General features: G+C 57.6%; 14 protein-coding genes and 1 pseudogene. 7 read left to right on the top strand and 8 right to left on the bottom strand.

Annotated features, from left to right (window positions below; all coding sequences use genetic code 11):
- Nucleotides 1-110: 110 nt before the first annotated feature.
- The 4 genes from AAC076_RS04145 to amt all read left to right on the top strand — a co-directional run bounded on the left by AAC076_RS04145 (nucleotide 111) and on the right by amt (nucleotide 6,544).
- A complete protein-coding gene (locus tag AAC076_RS04145; protein ID WP_339843140.1) occupies nucleotides 111-653 on the top strand; it encodes a gamma carbonic anhydrase family protein in 543 nt (180 codons plus the stop codon).
- A 69-nt stretch (nucleotides 654-722) separates the two neighbouring features.
- On the top strand, nucleotides 723-1,787 hold the full coding sequence (locus AAC076_RS04140) for a GGDEF domain-containing protein (protein ID WP_339843139.1): 1,065 nt from the start codon (nucleotides 723-725) through the stop codon (nucleotides 1,785-1,787).
- A gap of 156 nt (nucleotides 1,788-1,943) precedes the next feature.
- On the top strand, nucleotides 1,944-2,969 hold the full coding sequence (locus AAC076_RS04135; RefSeq protein WP_339843138.1) for an NADP-dependent oxidoreductase: 1,026 nt from the start codon (nucleotides 1,944-1,946) through the stop codon (nucleotides 2,967-2,969).
- 188 nt (nucleotides 2,970-3,157) lie between these two features.
- Nucleotides 3,158-6,544 (top strand): ammonium transporter, encoded by a 3,387-nt coding sequence (amt, locus tag AAC076_RS04130; RefSeq protein ID WP_339843137.1) that lies wholly within the window; start codon nucleotides 3,158-3,160, stop codon nucleotides 6,542-6,544.
- A 15-nt stretch (nucleotides 6,545-6,559) separates the two neighbouring features.
- Here the strand turns inward: amt and AAC076_RS04125 are convergent, their stop codons facing one another.
- The 4 genes from AAC076_RS04125 to AAC076_RS04110 form a co-directional block, all read right to left on the bottom strand.
- The gene (locus AAC076_RS04125) at nucleotides 6,560-7,282 is read right to left on the bottom strand and encodes an ATP-binding protein (protein ID WP_339843136.1); all 723 of its coding nucleotides are present in this window, start codon (nucleotides 7,280-7,282) and stop codon (nucleotides 6,560-6,562) included.
- Nucleotides 7,279-8,883, bottom strand: a complete 1,605-nt coding sequence (locus tag AAC076_RS04120) for a response regulator (RefSeq protein ID WP_339843135.1) — start codon at nucleotides 8,881-8,883, stop codon at nucleotides 7,279-7,281. The genes AAC076_RS04125 and AAC076_RS04120 overlap by 4 nt, the downstream gene beginning before the upstream one ends.
- Before the next feature lie 122 nt (nucleotides 8,884-9,005).
- On the bottom strand, nucleotides 9,006-9,680 hold the full coding sequence (locus tag AAC076_RS04115; protein ID WP_339843134.1) for an NAD(P)H-binding protein: 675 nt from the start codon (nucleotides 9,678-9,680) through the stop codon (nucleotides 9,006-9,008).
- A gap of 122 nt (nucleotides 9,681-9,802) precedes the next feature.
- Nucleotides 9,803-11,464: a long-chain-fatty-acid--CoA ligase gene (locus AAC076_RS04110; protein ID WP_339843133.1), complete on the bottom strand. Its 1,662-nt coding sequence runs from the start codon at nucleotides 11,462-11,464 to the stop codon at nucleotides 9,803-9,805.
- A 204-nt stretch (nucleotides 11,465-11,668) separates the two neighbouring features.
- Here AAC076_RS04110 and AAC076_RS04105 point away from each other — a divergent pair, with 204 nt between their 5' ends.
- On the top strand, nucleotides 11,669-13,594 hold the full coding sequence (locus tag AAC076_RS04105; protein ID WP_339843132.1) for an alkaline phosphatase D family protein: 1,926 nt from the start codon (nucleotides 11,669-11,671) through the stop codon (nucleotides 13,592-13,594).
- Nucleotides 13,595-13,612: 18 nt separating this feature from the next.
- On the opposite strand, the gene AAC076_RS04100 is transcribed toward AAC076_RS04105, so the two are convergent.
- From AAC076_RS04100 to AAC076_RS04090, 3 genes are all read right to left on the bottom strand, one after another.
- On the bottom strand, nucleotides 13,613-14,029 hold the full coding sequence (locus AAC076_RS04100; RefSeq protein WP_339843131.1) for a PaaI family thioesterase: 417 nt from the start codon (nucleotides 14,027-14,029) through the stop codon (nucleotides 13,613-13,615).
- A complete protein-coding gene (locus AAC076_RS04095; RefSeq protein ID WP_339843130.1) occupies nucleotides 14,026-14,466 on the bottom strand; it encodes a PaaI family thioesterase in 441 nt (146 codons plus the stop codon). The genes AAC076_RS04100 and AAC076_RS04095 overlap by 4 nt, the downstream gene beginning before the upstream one ends.
- 119 nt (nucleotides 14,467-14,585) lie before the next feature.
- The gene (locus AAC076_RS04090) at nucleotides 14,586-15,170 is read right to left on the bottom strand and encodes a TetR family transcriptional regulator (protein WP_339843129.1); all 585 of its coding nucleotides are present in this window, start codon (nucleotides 15,168-15,170) and stop codon (nucleotides 14,586-14,588) included.
- A 176-nt stretch (nucleotides 15,171-15,346) separates the two neighbouring features.
- On the opposite strand from AAC076_RS04090, the gene AAC076_RS04085 reads away from it, so the two are divergent.
- Complete coding sequence (locus AAC076_RS04085) at nucleotides 15,347-15,538, top strand: CsbD family protein (protein ID WP_339843128.1); 192 nt, start codon at nucleotides 15,347-15,349, stop codon at nucleotides 15,536-15,538.
- A gap of 64 nt (nucleotides 15,539-15,602) precedes the next feature.
- Here the strand turns inward: AAC076_RS04085 and AAC076_RS04080 are convergent, their stop codons facing one another.
- The gene (locus tag AAC076_RS04080) at nucleotides 15,603-16,208 is read right to left on the bottom strand and encodes a TetR family transcriptional regulator (protein WP_339843127.1); all 606 of its coding nucleotides are present in this window, start codon (nucleotides 16,206-16,208) and stop codon (nucleotides 15,603-15,605) included.
- Between the two features lie 125 nt (nucleotides 16,209-16,333).
- On the opposite strand from AAC076_RS04080, the pseudogene AAC076_RS04075 reads away from it, so the two are divergent.
- Nucleotides 16,334-16,682 (top strand): annotated as a pseudogene (locus AAC076_RS04075) (hypothetical protein); the annotation flags it as partial.

Raw genomic sequence — 16,682 nt, 5'->3', positions numbered from 1 at the left:
TAGGTGCGTCTGTGTTCAATAGTTATCATCATATGAAACATCCCGCACTTTCGCACGGCCAGTCATTTTTATTAATGGTATCAAGAGCTTTCCCCAATGGAGAACAGACCATGCAGATTCGACCTTTCCGCGGCAAGCAACCGACACTCGGCCAGGCGGTATTCATTGATCCGACGGCCGTAGTCATTGGTGATGTCGAACTCGGAGACGATTGCTCAGTGTGGCCCCAGACAGTGATTCGGGGCGATATGCACAGGATTCGCATCGGCGCACGTACCAGTATCCAGGACGGCAGCGTATTGCACATCACCCACGCTGGCCCTTTCAATCCCGATGGTTATCCGCTGCAGATCGGTGACGATGTGACAGTCGGGCACAAGGTACTGCTGCATGGCTGCAGCGTGGGCAGCCGGGTTTTGATTGGCATGGGTAGTATCGTCATGGACGGTGCGGTGGTTGAGGATGAGGTGATTCTGGGTGCGGGCAGTCTGGTGCCGGCGCAGCGGACGCTGGAGTCCGGCTATCTTTACATGGGAAGCCCGGCGAAACAGGTCCGTGCCCTGACCGAGAAGGAGTTGAGCTTCTTTACCTACACTGCGGGAAATTATGTAAAACTCAAGAACGAACATATAGCTGCGCTGACGGATAGTTGATAGAGCGCTGGGCGAACCAGTAGCTGCAACAACGGCGAACGTCACTACCTATGCGGATCAGGAAGGTTTATGTCAGGTTTAAGGGAGCGCATGCGTGAAAAGCAACCGCTGACCAAGGCCAGTGGCCTGGCTGAAGCGGATCAGCGCTCGCTGCTACGCCTGATTTCCATAATAAGTGGCGTAACCCTATGCTTCTTTGCCATCTTGCAGACTATAGAAGGTCGCTATCTGCTGGCTGCCTTCGAGCTGGCCTCGAGCCTCCTGCTTTTTTACGCGTCACGGATCGTTCTGCGTGCACGCAATTTAATCCTTTGGGTCTACGCCTATCTGATTCCGCTGTTCTGCTTTCTTGTCTATATCATCATCATGCCTGGCGCCTCACCCACCGCGTTCGTCTGGGTATACCTGGTTCCTATCCTGTCCTATCTGCTGCTAGGGCGTGCAGGCGGGTTCATGCTTGCAGCCCCGGTGATTACGTTGGTGACGTTGGCCTATCTTCTGCGCTTTGGCGCACCTGAGGCAGCGACTGGCTGGATCGATTTGGGCAACGCCGTGCTTTCTGGTTTTCTCGTGCTGGTTTTCGTGCACCTCTATGAAGGCCGTCGAGCGGCTGCACAGCAGGCCTTGCAGGCGATGGCCGATACCGATGCCTTGACCGGGGTTGCCAATCGGGGGCGTTTTCAGGCCTGTCTTGAGCGCAGTATTCTGACATCCAGACGAACCCAGGCGCCCTTTGTACTGGTTGTGCTGGATGTGGATCTGTTCAAGGAGGTCAACGATCGCTGGGGGCACGATGCGGGCGACGCTGCGCTGCAGCATATCTGTTCCTGTCTTACAGAGCGCCTGCGCGCCACCGACTTCATTGGCCGACTTGGCGGTGAGGAGTTCGGCATAATTCTTGGTGACACCGATATCGAGGCGGCCATACAGCTGGTGGAAGACCTGCGCGACCGTCTCTCCGACAGCCACCTTGCCCATGAGGGTAATCAAATCCCACTGTCAGCCACCTTTGGCCTGGCCCAATGGCCAGTGGATGGCGATAGTCTTGTGGCGTTGTATCGCACAGCCGACCGCAGGCTTTATCGCGGCAAGGATGCTGGTCGTAATCAACTGGTTGCCCGGGACGAGGTGTGAAGCGCCAGGCTTGGATATGTTTCGGGCTGCCAACTAGCTCTCAATCAGTGCTATGAATAATACCGCTGTGTCCGTGACATCCGCCTGTGCTGGTCTATTATCGTGCGGTCTGGGCGTATCGTGCCCTTTTTCATTTTATGTTAATTCGAGGCTTTTATGACTGCCTACACCAACCGCAAAGTAGTACTCAACAAGCGTCCACAGGGCGAAATTGCCGACGACGATCTGGTTATCCGTGATGAACAGGTCCGTGAACTGAAGGACGGTGAAGTTCTGCTCAAAACCCTATGGCTGTCACTGGATCCTTACATGCGTCCGCGCATGAACGATAGCAAGGGCTACATGGATCCGATCGAAATCGGTGCGCCCATTGTTGGTGAAAGCGTTGGCCGCGTCGTTGAGTCCAAGTCACCTAATTATGCGGTCGGCGATGTTGTTACCAGCTACTCCGGCTGGCAGGAATATTCGATCATTACTGGCGACGCGCCTATGGTCTACAAGATCAAGGATCAAGGCGTGCCACTGCAGGCCTACCTGGGCGTTGCTGGTATGCCTGGCCGGACTGGTTACTGTGGTCTGACTAATGTTGGCAAGCCAAAAGCCGGCGAGACCGTTGTAGTCTCCGCCGCATCGGGCCCTGTGGGTACCGTTGTTGGACAGACTGCCAAGCAGATGGGCTGTCGTGTGGTCGGCGTCGCTGGCGGCGAAAAGAAATGCCGTTACGTAGTCGAAGAGCTGGGTTTTGATGCCTGTGTAGATTACAAGGCAGGCAACCTGGAAGCAGATCTTAAAGCCGCCTGCCCGGACGGTATTGATGTGTATTTCGAGAACGTCGGCGGTGAGGTCACCCGTGCGGTAGCCAAGCTGTTGAACAAGGGATCACGGGTACCGGTCTGCGGTTATGTTTCCGCTTACAACGCCGAAGATGCCAGCAAGGTCGAGACGCCTTTCCACGTTTTCGGTGCCATGGGTGAAAACAAGCCGGAGCACCGCTTCTTCCTGGTTACAGAATGGCAGGACCAGCACCAGGAAGTGACGGCGCATCTGGCTGAGCAGATTGCCTCGGGCAAGCTGAAGTACAGCGAGACTGTGGCCGAAGGTCTGGACAATGCGGTCGACGCATTCAAAGGCATGCTCAAGGGCAAAAACTTTGGCAAGCAACTGGTTCACGTCGCCGACTGATCAGCTGGTCTTCTCCTCCGGCCGAGCAGCGTTCTGCTGCTCGGCCAAAGTGGTACACATTCTGCATTCCCCTGCACTGTATCGAGCCGATGTGCCGTCTGGCGCATCAATCATGCGCTTTACTGGTGCGTCAAGAAAAGCGATGCGCCATCAAAGTGCCATAGCTGGTTGGGCTTGCAGGTGCCGTGATGCCGCTAGACATGTTGGATGTACTCTGGGTAGTCCTTTGTGCCGGGCTGGTTTTCAACATGCAGTTGGGTTTTCTGTGTCTTGAGGCAGGGCTGACGCGAAGCAAGAACGCGATCAATGTGGCCGTCAAGAACATGGCCGATCTGAGCGTGGCGATTCTCCTTTACTGGTTGTTTGGTTTTGGCCTGATGTTCGGGGCTAGCGAACAAGGCTGGATTGGTGGTGGCTTTAACATGCTGCCGTTCACCGATACCTGGCAATCGGCTTTCTTTCTCTTTCAGGCGATGTTCTGCACGACGGCGGCCACAATTGTTTCCGGCGCTGCAGCCGAACGCATGCGTTTCAGCGCCTACCTGATCGTAACTGCCCTGGCGGCGGGCATAATTTATCCGTTATATGGCCATTGGGCCTGGGCTGGTACTTTCAGTGAAGGCGTAGGCTGGCTCGCCGAAAAGGGTTTTGTCGATTTTGCCGGCTCTACCGTGGTTCACGGGGTGGGTGGCTGGATCGCACTGGCGGTGGTCCTGGTACTGGGACCGCGCGAGGGTCGCTTCGACGTCGACCGCAATGGTCGCAGTCTGCCCGGCTCCAACCTGCCACTGGCGATGCTCGGTGCATTGTTATTGCTGTTCGGCTGGTTCGGATTCAACGGCGGCAGTACTTTCAGTTTTGATCACAGCGTTCCGGGGATAATCGCCAACACGGTACTGGCCGGAGTGGCGGGTATTCTGGGAGGCATGATGCTGTCCTGGCTGCGCTGGCGACTGGTGGATCCCGTCTATCCGCTCAATGGCCTGATTGCTGGCATGGTCGCTGTGACAGCAAGCGCCCATGTGGTTGACGCCGGATCAGCGTTGCTTATCGGCCTGATCGGCAGCTTTATCATGTACCTTGCCGATCGCCTGCTCTTTCGCCTGCGTATTGATGATGCGGTTGGTGCGGTGCCGGTTCACCTGGCCAGTGGCATCTGGGGCACGCTGGCAGTGGCACTGTTTGCCGATATGGAGCTACTCGGCACCGGGTTGAGCCGCTGGGAGCAACTGCTGGTGCAGGGTGAGGGTGTCATAGTGGCTGGCCTCTGGGCCTTCGGCCTTACCTGGATCGTGCTCAAGCTGATCAATCGATGGTTTCCTTTGCGGGTTACGCCAGAGGAGGAGCGCATTGGTCTGAACGTGTCAGAACACGGGGCACGCACCGAACTGATCGAGCTGCTGGAGGCCATGGCCACACACCAGCACGATGGGCATTTTGCCCGCGAGGTTCCGGTTGAGCCGTTCACTGAGGTAGGTCAGATTGCTGGCCAGTACAACAAGGTCATACGCGCGCTGCAAAGTGCCGTAGGTACGACCCAGTCAATTATTCGCGATATACGCGACGGTATCGTCACCTGTTCACCGGAGGGCGTGCTCGCCAGCTGTAATCCGGGCGCCGAAAGGTTATTCGGGCTCTCCTCGGTCGATTTGCTGGGACAGCCGCTGCACCGGTTGGTAGCGGAGGATAACTGGCCAGGCTTGCCGCGGCCGGATCGCGGCGGTGAGCTCAAGCAGGAGGTCCTCTTCAGCCGTAGCGGCCATGAGCAGTTTGTGGCCGAGTTGACGGTAAGCCGGGGTGCCTTTGATGATCAGGCAGTGACCTGCATGATCCGCGACATCACCGAGCGCCGGCGGGTCGAACAGCAGTTGCACCAGGAAAAAATGCTGGCACAGGTAACCCTGGCGTCCATCGGTGACGGTGTGATTACCACCGGTCCGGATGGTCGCATCCGCTATATCAATCCCGTAGCGGAAAAGCTCACGGGCTGGGACCAGGGCCAGGCGACTGGCCGGCCCCTGGAGGAAGTGTATCGATTGTATGACGAGGTCAGCGGTTCCGCTCTTGGCAATCCGGTAACTGCGTTGCTGAGACGATACAGGCAGCCCCTGGCTTGCGTGGACGGTGCGAGTGTCACCCTGCGCCGACGTGATGGCAGCGATGTGGCAATCCAGGACGCAGTGGCGCCGATACGTGATGCGGAGAGCCGCATTATCGGGGCGGTACTGACCTTCCGTGACGTTACAGTCAATCGCCGCTTGGCACGTGAGCTGTCGCATCAGGCCGCCCACGACACCCTGACCGGCCTGGCTAACCGCGCCGAGTTCGAGCGTCGGCTTGCCGCTGCCCTGGCGTTACCTGCCAGCGAACGTGGCGAGCAGGTGTTGTGTTACATGGATCTTGATCAGTTCAAGATCGTCAACGATACCTGCGGTCACGCGGCAGGAGATGAACTGCTCCGCCAGCTCAGCAAGATCTTCCAGGCCCGTATTCGCAGCAGTGACGTTCTGGCTCGCCTGGGTGGCGACGAGTTTGGCCTGCTGCTGGCCGGCTGCCCCCTGGAAGAGGCACTACCCATTGTTGATGGTATTCGCTCCCAGGTTGAGGAGTTCCGCTTCAGTTGGGAGGGCAAGGGGTTCGCTATCGGTGTAAGTATCGGTCTGGTTCAGATCGGCCCTGGAGAAACCCTGGGTAGACTTCTGAGCGCCGCAGACAGTGCCTGTTATGCGGCCAAGGATGCGGGGCGTAACCGTATTCACATCTACCAGGCTGACGATGAACAACTCCTCGAGCGCCGTGGCGAGATGCTCTGGGTAAACCGCATACGCCAAGCGCTGGACGAGGATCTGCTGCGTCTCTACGTACAGCCCATCGTGCAGGTCGCAGGGCGGGCGACCAGTCCCAGTTACGAAGTGCTGGTGCGCCTGCTGGGTGAAGACGGCGGTGTGATTCCGCCGGGTGCTTTCATGCCTGCGGCAGAGCGCTACGCCCTGGCGCCGGCGATCGACCGCTGGGTAATCAGCAATTTCCTCGCCTGGGTGGGCGACTATGCACGTCGGCATCCTGATGATCCAGGTAACTACTCGATCAACCTGTCGGCCGCGTCCCTGGGCGAGGACAGTTTTCTCGAGTTTGTGTTGGAAACCCTGGCCAGGCACTGCGTCCCACCGGATTGCATCTGCTTCGAGATTACCGAGACCAGTGCCATAGCCAACCTGAGTAGGGCCGTGATCTTCATGCAGCGGCTCAAATCGATCGGGTGCCGGTTTGCTCTGGATGATTTCGGTTCGGGGTTGTCCTCGTTCGCCTATTTGAAAACCTTGCCGGTAGACTTCCTGAAAATCGATGGCGTATTCGTCAAGGATATTGTGGGTGATCCGATTGCCCGGGCGATGGTGTCGGCGATCAATACTATCGGGCACGAGATGGGCTTGCTGACGGTGGCCGAGTTTGTCGAAAGCGAGGGTATTCTGACCAGCCTCAAGGAGCTGGGAGTGGATTACGCCCAGGGTTATCACCTGGGGCGGCCACAGCCCCTGTCGGAAATCGAGGGCGTACGCATGATGCCCCGCTGAGACCTTTCTGGGCGATCAGGGCAGGTAAATACGGAACTCACCTCCACCAAGGGGGCCGTCGTTGCGTAGCTCGATGCGGCCCTTGAGTTCATCACGCTGGTGCAGCTCCGCAATACGCTGGCCAAAATACAGTCCCAGACCGGTGCTGCCGGTACTCATGTTGATGCCCAGCACATAGTCCGATTGATTTTCGATCATGCTTGGCGGGTAGCCCTGGCCATCGTCACTTATGGCGATGATCAACTGGCCCTCCTCGGTCCAGGCCTTGAGTTGGATCGCCGCTTGCGCGTAGCGAATCGAATTATTGATCACATTGCCCACTACCGAACCAACCAGCTCGGTATCAAGAAAGGCCATGAGTCCATCCTCCTCGACCTCGTAGGAACCCTCGATACGCCGTGAGCGCAGAATCTCATCGTGGCGGGCCAGTTGTTCCTGCAGAAAGTCTTCCACCTCCAGCCAGTTTGGCCGCATGGGCAATTGATTGACCCCCAGCTTGTACAGCCCCAGCATTTGGACCAGCATGCCGTTCAGACGCATGGACTCGTATTCGATCATGCCCCGCTCGGCGGTTTCGCTCAACTCGGGGGGCAATACGCTGGACCATCTTTCGTAGGCCTGCATGAGGAGTCCCAGAGAGTTCTTCATGTCGTGCACAGTCGAAGCAATTACCGTGGAGAAGTCCAGACCTTCAGGCGAGTCCACGTCGGAAGATGGCTTTTGCGGATCGTCGCTCATAGCCCGGCTACCGTCTTGCAGAGTTTCTCGTAGCGCGCGTAGCGCGAGTCTGTGGCGGGAACGTTGCTGACCTGTGCCAGGCATTGCAAGCATTCATCCTTTAGCTCTGCGCTGGGCTCGGCCAGTAACAGCCGCAGCACCGACTGGGCGGTATTCAGCGCGAAACTGATATTGCGCGGCTGCAGGTCTCGGGCCTGACGAAACAGACCAAGTGCCTGGGGAAATTGTTGCTGCTGGTATGCCTTTATGCCTTCCCGATTGAGCGCCTGGGCCTGGATACCGGCATTGAGTATCTCCGGATTGCTGGTCTGGCTGGCGATGGACTCCATGATCTTGGCATCGTCACCGTACATTTCCGCACAGGTGGCCAGCACGCTTTCCGCTTTATCGCCATGCCCCAATTGCTGCATTTGCGCGGCCACTTGCAGTGCAGTTTCCGCAGTAAAAAAAGTGGTTAGCTCAGCCATACGGGCGCTAGCTTCGGCCACCAATTTATCTGCCGCTGCCTGATCGCCGGTTTTGGCTACAGCGCTGGCGTGTACCAGATTGCCGCGAATAGTGACCTTGGGGTCGTCCTTCCAGGTTTTACCCAGATCGCCAAGGGTCTGGCGAATTTCAAGCAGCGCCTTTGGACCGGGCGCCTCGTCGCCGGCCTGGTCGTTCAAGCTTGAGGCCAGCCCCAGGTGATCGTCCGGATTACGGAACTGCGAATTACGCCCCAGGTCGACCGCCTGCCGGAATGCCCGAATGGCTTTGTCGTAATCGCCATTGGTCTGGGCCAGCCTGCCCAGCTCCTGCTGGCGCTGCAGGCTATTGGGCGAAATACGCAATCCCTGCTCAAGATATTCCTGAGCCTTGTCGGGTGCGCCGCGTGCTGCGTGCACCGCAGACAGGCCATCGAAGAGCGCAGGTAACATCGGGAACTGGCTGATTGAAGAGGTGAAGAGCGCCTCTGCCTTGTCCAGCTCACCGCACTCCAGCCAATGATTGCCCAGCATGATCAAGGCCCAGGGCAGAGGGCGTTCTGCGACGAGCGCACCGAGCAGTGACTCCAGATCGGCGCGCTTACCCAGTGCCTTGAGAGCGCCAGCCTTGTACCGCAGGCATTGCGGGGCGAAACGTTTGTTGGCGGCCAACACCTGCTCGCAGGCAACCAGCACGGCTTGCTGGTCATTCTTTACCTGGGCGTCGAGAATCGGCTTGAGCGCCAGCTTGCGTTCCACCAGTTTATCCAGACGCTGCTGCAGGCTGGCGCGGTTGAATGGCTTGGTCAGATAGGCGTCAGGCTCACACTCCAGGGCGCTCATGACCATCGCCTGACTGCTTTCGGCAGTACACATCACGAAAATACAGTGTGGGCTGATCAGCTTCGCATGATGCAGTTCTTCGAGCACCTGCTGGCCGTTCTTGCCCGCGCCGAGATTGTAATCATGCAGAATCACGTCGTAGCGCACGTTTCGACACATGGCGATGGCGTCTTCACCCCGTGCGGCGGCATCAACCTCCTTTACCGCCATCAGCCGCAGCATCCCGGTCACCGAGGTACGGAACTCGGAGAAATCATCTACCACCAGGAAGCGTTTTTTACTGTAATCGATCATGTCGGTACTCGGTCAGCTGCAAGCTTTTGACGCCAGTATAGCTGGCTACTCATAGGGCCAGGGTAAGGCAAAGGGCCATTATACGGAAGTGAGCTTCACGATACGCCTTTCCGGCAGGGCTCTCAGGTATCAGCCCCAGGACTTTGGGGTCTGATCTGGTCTGACTGAATAACGCTCGTACCCGGACTGGGCACCAGCGCGGCTGCCAACATGGTGCTTGCTACGTCGCTGGTATGCACCGCCCGATAGCGCGGGGGAATCAAAGGTTGCAGCAGTCGCGCAAACCACAAACCGATGCTCTCGCCCAGTCTGAACTCAGGGCGTACGCCGCCCTCGAGCAATGAGGGTCTGACATGGGTAAGGGAGCTGAACCCCAGAGCCTCCAGATCATTCTCGGTCTGGCCTTTGGTGCGCATATAAAATGAACGTGAGTGAGGTTCTGCGCCCATCGATGAGTTGAGCACGAAGACCGGTGTACCGGCCTTCTGCGCCAGAGTGGCCGCTTGCAATACATAGTCGTGGTCGACACGGAAGAAATTCTCGCGCGAGCCCGCCTGGCTAAGCGTTGTGCCCAGGGCGCAGAGGACCGCATCAGCTTTCCACCAGGGCGCAGTGCTGGGTAATTCGTCGAAGTTGACCAGAGGGTTGAGTAGGTGATCACTGATCGTGAGAGGGCGACGGGTGGGTGCTATGACTCGCAGCACGCGGGGATCAGCCAGCGCCTGCTCGATCAGTTTGCTGCCCACCAGCCCTGTTCCACCGAGTATCAACAGGGTCTTCGTTGCTTGTTCGCTCATGGCTGCTCCATCGGAACGCGTGCGATGCATAGGAGTTCATAATGACAGGGTCCGCTGCGGCCCGTTCATATTTATCCTTGCGGCAACCATGTTCGCCCTCAGGCGACGGGTTCAGGCCCCTTTCAGCTGTGTCCTGCCCATTCCTCCTCCTGCAGCGCGCGCCAGAGAATCTTGCCGGTGGGCGACTTGGGCAGGCTGTCGACAAAGGCCACCTGCTTCGGGCACTTGTAGGCCGACATGTTCTGCTGGCACCAGCTCATGATCTCTTCCGCCTGCACATTTTCATGTCCGGCAGCGCGCACTACGACAGCCTTGGCAGTTTCGCCGCGACGCTCATCGGGTGTGGAGATAATACAGACTTCCTGAATCGCGGGATGACCGTAGAGCAGAGACTCGACCTCCGCCGGCCATACCTTGAAGCCGGATGCGTTGATCATCCGCTTGACGCGGTCAACCAGGTAGAAATAGCCATCTTCGTCGTAGTAGCCGATGTCGCCGGAGCGGAAGAATTGCTTGCCGTCCAACTCGATGAACGCCGCGGCCGTTGCTTCATCACGCCGCCAGTAACCCCCGAAGACCTGTTCGCCATGCATCACTATTTCGCCGGTCTGCCCCACGCCGACTTCCTGCAGGCTGTCGACATCGATGATGCGTGAGTCCACGCCAATGATCGGAATACCCAGACACTGGGGCTTGGGCGCTTGTGGTGGGTTCATGTGTGTGGCGCTGATGGTTTCCGACAGGCCGTAGCCTTCGGCATATTGCAGACCGGTCTTGCTCTGCAGCTTGGCGGCCACCGCAGCAGGCATGGCTGCTCCGCCACCGCCGATCCCTTTAAGACTGCTCAGGTCATAATCGTCGATGGTCGGTTCGGAAAGCAGATCGACGACCATGGTAGAAATGTTGCGCCAGCCGGTTATGCCATGATCCTGAATCAGCTGCGCTGCAACCTTGCGGTCCCAGCGGGTCATCACCACCTGGGTGCCGCCGATATAAATCGCGCCATTCATGCACACCTGCATACCGGTGACATGGAACATCGGTACGGATACCAGCTGTACGCTGTCGTGTTGGGCGTTGCCCCATACTGAACAGTAGACCGTGGTTGCCATGGCGCTGTGGTGGGTGTGCACGCAGCCCTTGGGGTTACCTGTGGTGCCCGAGCTATAGGGAATAACGCAGTTGTCGTCAGGGCCGGCAGTCAATGGGCCGGGCGTGTGCCCGGCAGCCAGTGCGGTCTGCCACGCGGTGATACCGGGGAGTTGGGATACGGGGCCTTTAAGCAGAACTGCCTCGGGCAGCTCAAGCTTGGTGGGTTCGGTCACATATTCGCCGTAGGCAGAGGCAATCACTTCCTGCAGAGAGCCAGCGCCTATCAGGCCCTCGAAATTCTCCAGTAGTTCGAGGCCGCTCAGCGCCACGCTGGCTTCGGTATCGGCAATCAGGTATTCCAGTTCAGCCTTGCGGTTCATCGGATTGACGGGCACTACTACCGCGTTGGCGCGCAGAATCGCGTAGAAACCGATCACGAACTGCGGGCTGTTCTGCATATACAGCAGTACGCGATCCCCTGCCTTGACCCCAGCTTGTTGCAGGTAGCCCGCCATCGCCTGCGCCTGTCGATCCAGTTCTGCGTAGCCCAGAGAGGTGCCGTAGTAGATGATCGCGGCATGGTCGGGATAGCGCAGTGCCGAAACAGTCAGATTGCTGTAGAGGCTGGCCTTGGGCAGTTCGAGAAAATGCGGTACCTGATCGGGCCACACACTGTAATGAAGATCGAACATGGCTGGGTCTCTCCTGGGCGGACTTGGAATGCGAGGCATGCAGGCTAGCTGCGTGGCAGTTGGCTGGGAATCGATAACAATTGTGGTGTTGTCTGATCATAAGCACCGACACAGTTGTAACCGATGTGGCGTCGGCGAACCCCAGGTAATATTCTGAACGCCTACCCGCTTGAACCTGTGTTGCCATTGCCAGTCCGAGATTACATGCCCGTTCACGATGTACACATGCTACCTGCCATCATTGTCGGCCCGATACTTCGTCGGCTGGAGCCCACGCGTCTGCTCATCTGGCTGGTGGCGCGCGAGCCCCTGCCGCTGGCATTGACCCTGCAGCGTCAGGATGGCGACGAGCATATCGAGATCAAACCCGGCGGCCCTTGCTGTCAGGTAGTGCCAATCGGCCGGCATGCATTCGTACACCTTCTGGATATCACGCTGGATGCTCCGTTGCCGGTCGATACCCTGATCGAATACGACTTGTCCTGGAGCGAGGCGGGTGAACGTCAGAGCCTGGGCAAGGCACTGCCACATCTTTTGCATGCGGGGCGAGAACGGCCATCATTGATGATCGCAGCTACCAATCGCACGCTGCTGCACGGCTCCTGCCGTAAACCGCATTTTCCCTGTGGCGACGGTCTGGTACGCGCCGATGGCTGGCTTGCCGACTGTCTGGAGCAGCCGGAACAGCGGCCCGCCTGGCTGATGATGACTGGTGACCAGGTCTATGTTGATGACGTGGCAGGGCCGATGCTCCATGGGATTCATCAATTGATCGAGCGCCTGGGACTATTTGATGAAAAGCTGGAAGGCGCCACGGTGGCTGACAGTCAGGCGCTGTACCAGAGTAGGCAGAATTACTACCAGCGCGAGCAATTGCTGCCAGACATACAGCTCAACGTACCCCTACGTGAACGCTTCTTTGGTGGCGTGAAGAAACCGGTCTTTACCTCGGCCCATGCCCATAACCACCTGATGACGCTCGCTGAGATGCTGGCGATGTATATGCTGGTCTGGTCGCCGGTGCCCTGGCGTCTGATTGATCTGAAAACACCCGAGCTGGAGTCCGCGCAAGCCGATGCTTATGTGCAGGAAAAGGCGGCGATCGACGACTTTGCCGGTGGCTTGCCGGCGGTGGCCCGACTGCTGGCGCATCTGCCCAGTTTGATGATCTTCGATGATCACGACATCACCGATGACTGGAACCTGACCGCGGACTGGGAGCACACCGCTTATGGTCACCCCTTCTCCCGTCAGATCATTGGTAATGCGCTCCTGGCTTATCTCCTGTGTCAGGGTTGGGGCAATGATGCGGATCGGGTGGATGAGCCCCTGCAGCAACTGGCCGGTCTGCTGGACTCGGCTACAGATAGTGGGTGGCTTGATGCAGCCGCACAGGATGCCTGCATTGACCAGGTGCTGACGTTCCAGGGCTGGGCCTATGAGGTGGCGGGCACACCGCATCTGCTGGTCCTCGATACCCGCACACGCCGCTGGCGCAATAGCAGACTGGATCGCCCCTCGGGCCTGATGGACTGGGAAGCGCTGACAGAAATGCAACAGATGTTGCTGGACAAGCAGGCGGTGGTCATCGTCTCGCCAGCGCCCATGTTCGGCGTAAAACTGATCGAAGGTATTCAGAAGCTCTTTACGCTGGCCGGCAAGCCGCTATTGGTCGATGCCGAGAACTGGATGGCCCATCGGGGTGCCGCCAGCGTCATGCTCAACATCTTTCGTCATTCGCGAACGCCCGGAAATTTTGTCGTGTTGTCCGGCGACGTGCACTACTCCTTTGCCTATGACATTACCATCCGTGATCGCGACCAGGATCGCCGCCCGCATATCTGGCAAATCACCAGTAGCGGCCTGAAAAATACCTTTCCCGAGAGTCTGTTGAACTGGTTTGATCGCCTCAATCGGTGGCTTTACGCGCCATGGTCACCCCTTAACTGGCTGACCAAGCGCCGACGTATGCGCGTGACTCCCCGTGATCCGGACCGGGCTAAAGCGGGCGAACGACTGTGGAACGGCAGCGGGGTCGGGCTGCTCAGGCTGGATAATAAGGGCCGGCCGATCGAGATAAAGCAACTGGACGCCAGGGGCTTTGAAGTGGCGTTCTTGCAACGCCACTGAATCCTTCAGGGTTTGTTCTTATGTCTGTACAGGCACCAGTAGCGTGTCGCCGGTCGCCACAAGTTTTTCCTCACCCCCGTCTGTTGCATAGAGTTCCGCTGTGGTGAAAATCTGCTGACGACCAGGCTTGAGTACACGGGCAACGACCCTGAAACTTTGTCCTACCGCCGGGCGAAGGCAGCGCACGGTGAACTGGGATGCCAGTACGTTCCCGCTGAGTGTCGCCGCGGCAAAGCCGCATGCGGTATCGATCAACGCCCCCTGAATGCCCGCATGCAGAAAACCGTTGTACTGCCCCATCTCCTTTTTCCAGCGCATACCCAGCGTCACTTCGCCCTCCGTTGCTGATACGACCTCCAGGTCCAGCCATGTATTGAACTGCGCCAGGCGCGATATGTTCTGGAGTTTGCCCTGCCACTCGTCTGTATTGTTCATATACGTTCCTCAGTGATGGTCTTGTTCTGGGACGCCTTGAAGACTGCCTTTGCCGTCGCGCAAAGCTGGCCGTCAGACAGTATTCGCGCCTCTGCAAAGCACAGCGACTGGCCGATCCGCGTGGGCTCTGCCCTTATCTCCAGCCATTCACCCTGGCGGGCAGTGCCCAGGTAGTCGATAGACAGGCTGATTGTTACCAGCCCGCCTATATTCTCGATCTGTCGCGCGCAGCTCAGTCCCATTGCGTTGTCGGCCAGGGCAGACAGCAGCCCGCCATGCACGAAGCCTCGGCTGTTCACATGCGGTGCGCCTGCAAACAAACCCAAGCTGAAAAATGACTCTGACGCGGCGGCGTATAGCGGCTCCCAGGGATCAGTCAGGCCGCTGCGGCGGTCATGCTTGTAAAACCCCGTGGGGATAGTTTTGCTGTCTTCCATGGCTTGCCTCTAGCTGGATGAAAACATGTGATATTTATGTAGACTAGTCGTTATAATTATCAGGCTTTGGTTGGATCTGCAACACGGCTGTTATCGTTCACTGCATATAGGGGTGCTGGTCAGGCGTAGTTGGCGCGCAGCGTCATCAGGGCGGCGATGTCTTCGGCACATTCGATAATAGGGCGACGATCCTGCGCCACTCGGGCCTGAATCAACGAGCCTTCAAGGCCGGCCACGGTCAGATTGGCCAGGCGACGGGCGCCTTCCGGCTTGAGACCATCAGCACGCAGCCGCTCTGCGAAGACCTGCTGCCATGCACCGAATCCTTCCTGTGCGGCAAGGCGGATAGCCGCGGATTGCGGCACTGTCTCAAGAATCGTCGTTGCCATTGGGCAGCCATCCTGGAATGAGGACTGCTCCATCCAGTCGGCCAGAAGTGTGGCGAACGCCAGTAGCAGCGAAGGCGCGGTCACGTGCTCCTTGCCAAGCTCTTCGAGTGTTCTCAACGCTATCTGGGAAGAAAAGCGCAATGCCTCCTCACCCAACTGTTCTTTCCCGCAGGGAAAATAATGATAGAGCGAGCCTTTTGGCGCTTGGCTTTCGGCAAGGATTTCATTCAGCCCGGTTTTCGAATAACCGTTCTTGCGAAATAGCCTAGCGGCTGCACGCACTATGTTCAGACGATGCACTGGAGTGGCAGACATGCAGTAGAACCTGGATAGGGACGAGTACAAAGCAACGATAGTCTATACGCAATCCCGCCGTGGTTGTGCAATGGGCGGCGTATTCAGAGGCGAGTACGCCGCAAGTGAACTGCCACAGTCATTCGCGGTCTGATTGGACGTACGGTCGAATTCCGATCGTCATCAGGAGCATCGCCATGACCAGCACCACGGACAAGATCAAAGGCACTGCCAATGAAGTTGTTGGCAAGGGTAAGCAGGCTGTTGGAAAGACGGTTGGCAATGACCGCCTCCAAGCTGAGGGCAGCGCCCAAGAGCTCAAGGGCAAGGCGCAGAACCTCAAGGGCGACGTCAAGGATGCGGTCAAGGATGGGATCGACAAGACCTGATAGCGCCAGGTTTTTCCGGGCACCAGCGCGATGTCGCTGGTGCCTTTTTAGTAAAGTCCTGGCCCTAACGAGATCTCCATTGGGCCTCCAGAAAGGCCACCATATCTTCAGCTAACATGGCCATATGCTCCGGCGGAACTTCTCTCTGGGCAAACGAGCGTAATCCCATGATTTGCGCCTGAATAAGTCTGGCCACACGTGGGCAGTCCAGATCTTCACGGGTCTCGCCACGGCTGCGAGCCTCCTCCAGAACCTCGGCAAATCGGGTCTCAATTACTGCGAAAATATCAGTGATCTGCGTCTGCAATGGCGTTTGTGCATCGTTGAGCTCAAGCAGGGTTTTCACCAGCATGCATGCTCTGGCCGGCGGCTTGGCATCATCGGCATAGCTGGATGCCAGCTTACGCAGATAGCTCTTGAGTCCATCCGTTATCAAAGCGTATGCGGCAATGTGCGCGCTCATGTCCTCAAGCATGCTGCGAAGGTAAAGGTCCAGGGCTTCGGAAAATAGTCCGTCCTTGCTTCCGAATGCCGCGTAGAGGCTGCCGGGTCGCATGTCCAGTGCATTTTCGATCTGCTTCATCGAGGCCGCAGTGTAGCCGCGCTCCCAGAAGAGCGTAACCGCACGCTTGAGTGCGACTTCGCGATCATACTTGGCCAATCTCGGCATAGTGGTATCTGTCACCTTGCTTGATATCGACTTGTTGAACCATGATTTACATATTAGCTTGAATGATCGCTCATTTATAACTATTCTGGCTTCCAGTTGAACGATCACTCAAGAAAGGAGATACCATGACTGATTTCAAACTACACGATCAGAATTCCGCTCCCCAGGCATCCAAATCATTGTTGGAGGAGTCCGCCAACTCATTTGGCATGATCCCGGGTCTACATGCAGTGATGGCCGAGGCCCCAGCGTTACTGGAGGGTTATCAGCAGCTTCACCGCCTGGTCATGGAAACCAGCTTCGACAATGATGAAAAGACCGTTCTCTGGCAGGCCATCAACGTGGAGCATGCCTGTCATTATTGCGTCCCTGCGCACACTGCTATCGCCAAATCGATGAAGGTCTCTGACGAGGTTATCGATTGTCAATGGCCATTAATTTTGACCCACTTTTGGCCAATAAAATTGACCCACT

The sequence above is a fragment of the uncultured Halopseudomonas sp. genome (genome assembly GCF_963977355.1).
In the GTDB taxonomy this organism is placed as follows: domain Bacteria; phylum Pseudomonadota; class Gammaproteobacteria; order Pseudomonadales; family Pseudomonadaceae; genus Halopseudomonas.
The sequence above is the reverse complement of the archived record's forward strand: the minus strand, read 5'-3'. Positions and strand labels throughout refer to the sequence as shown.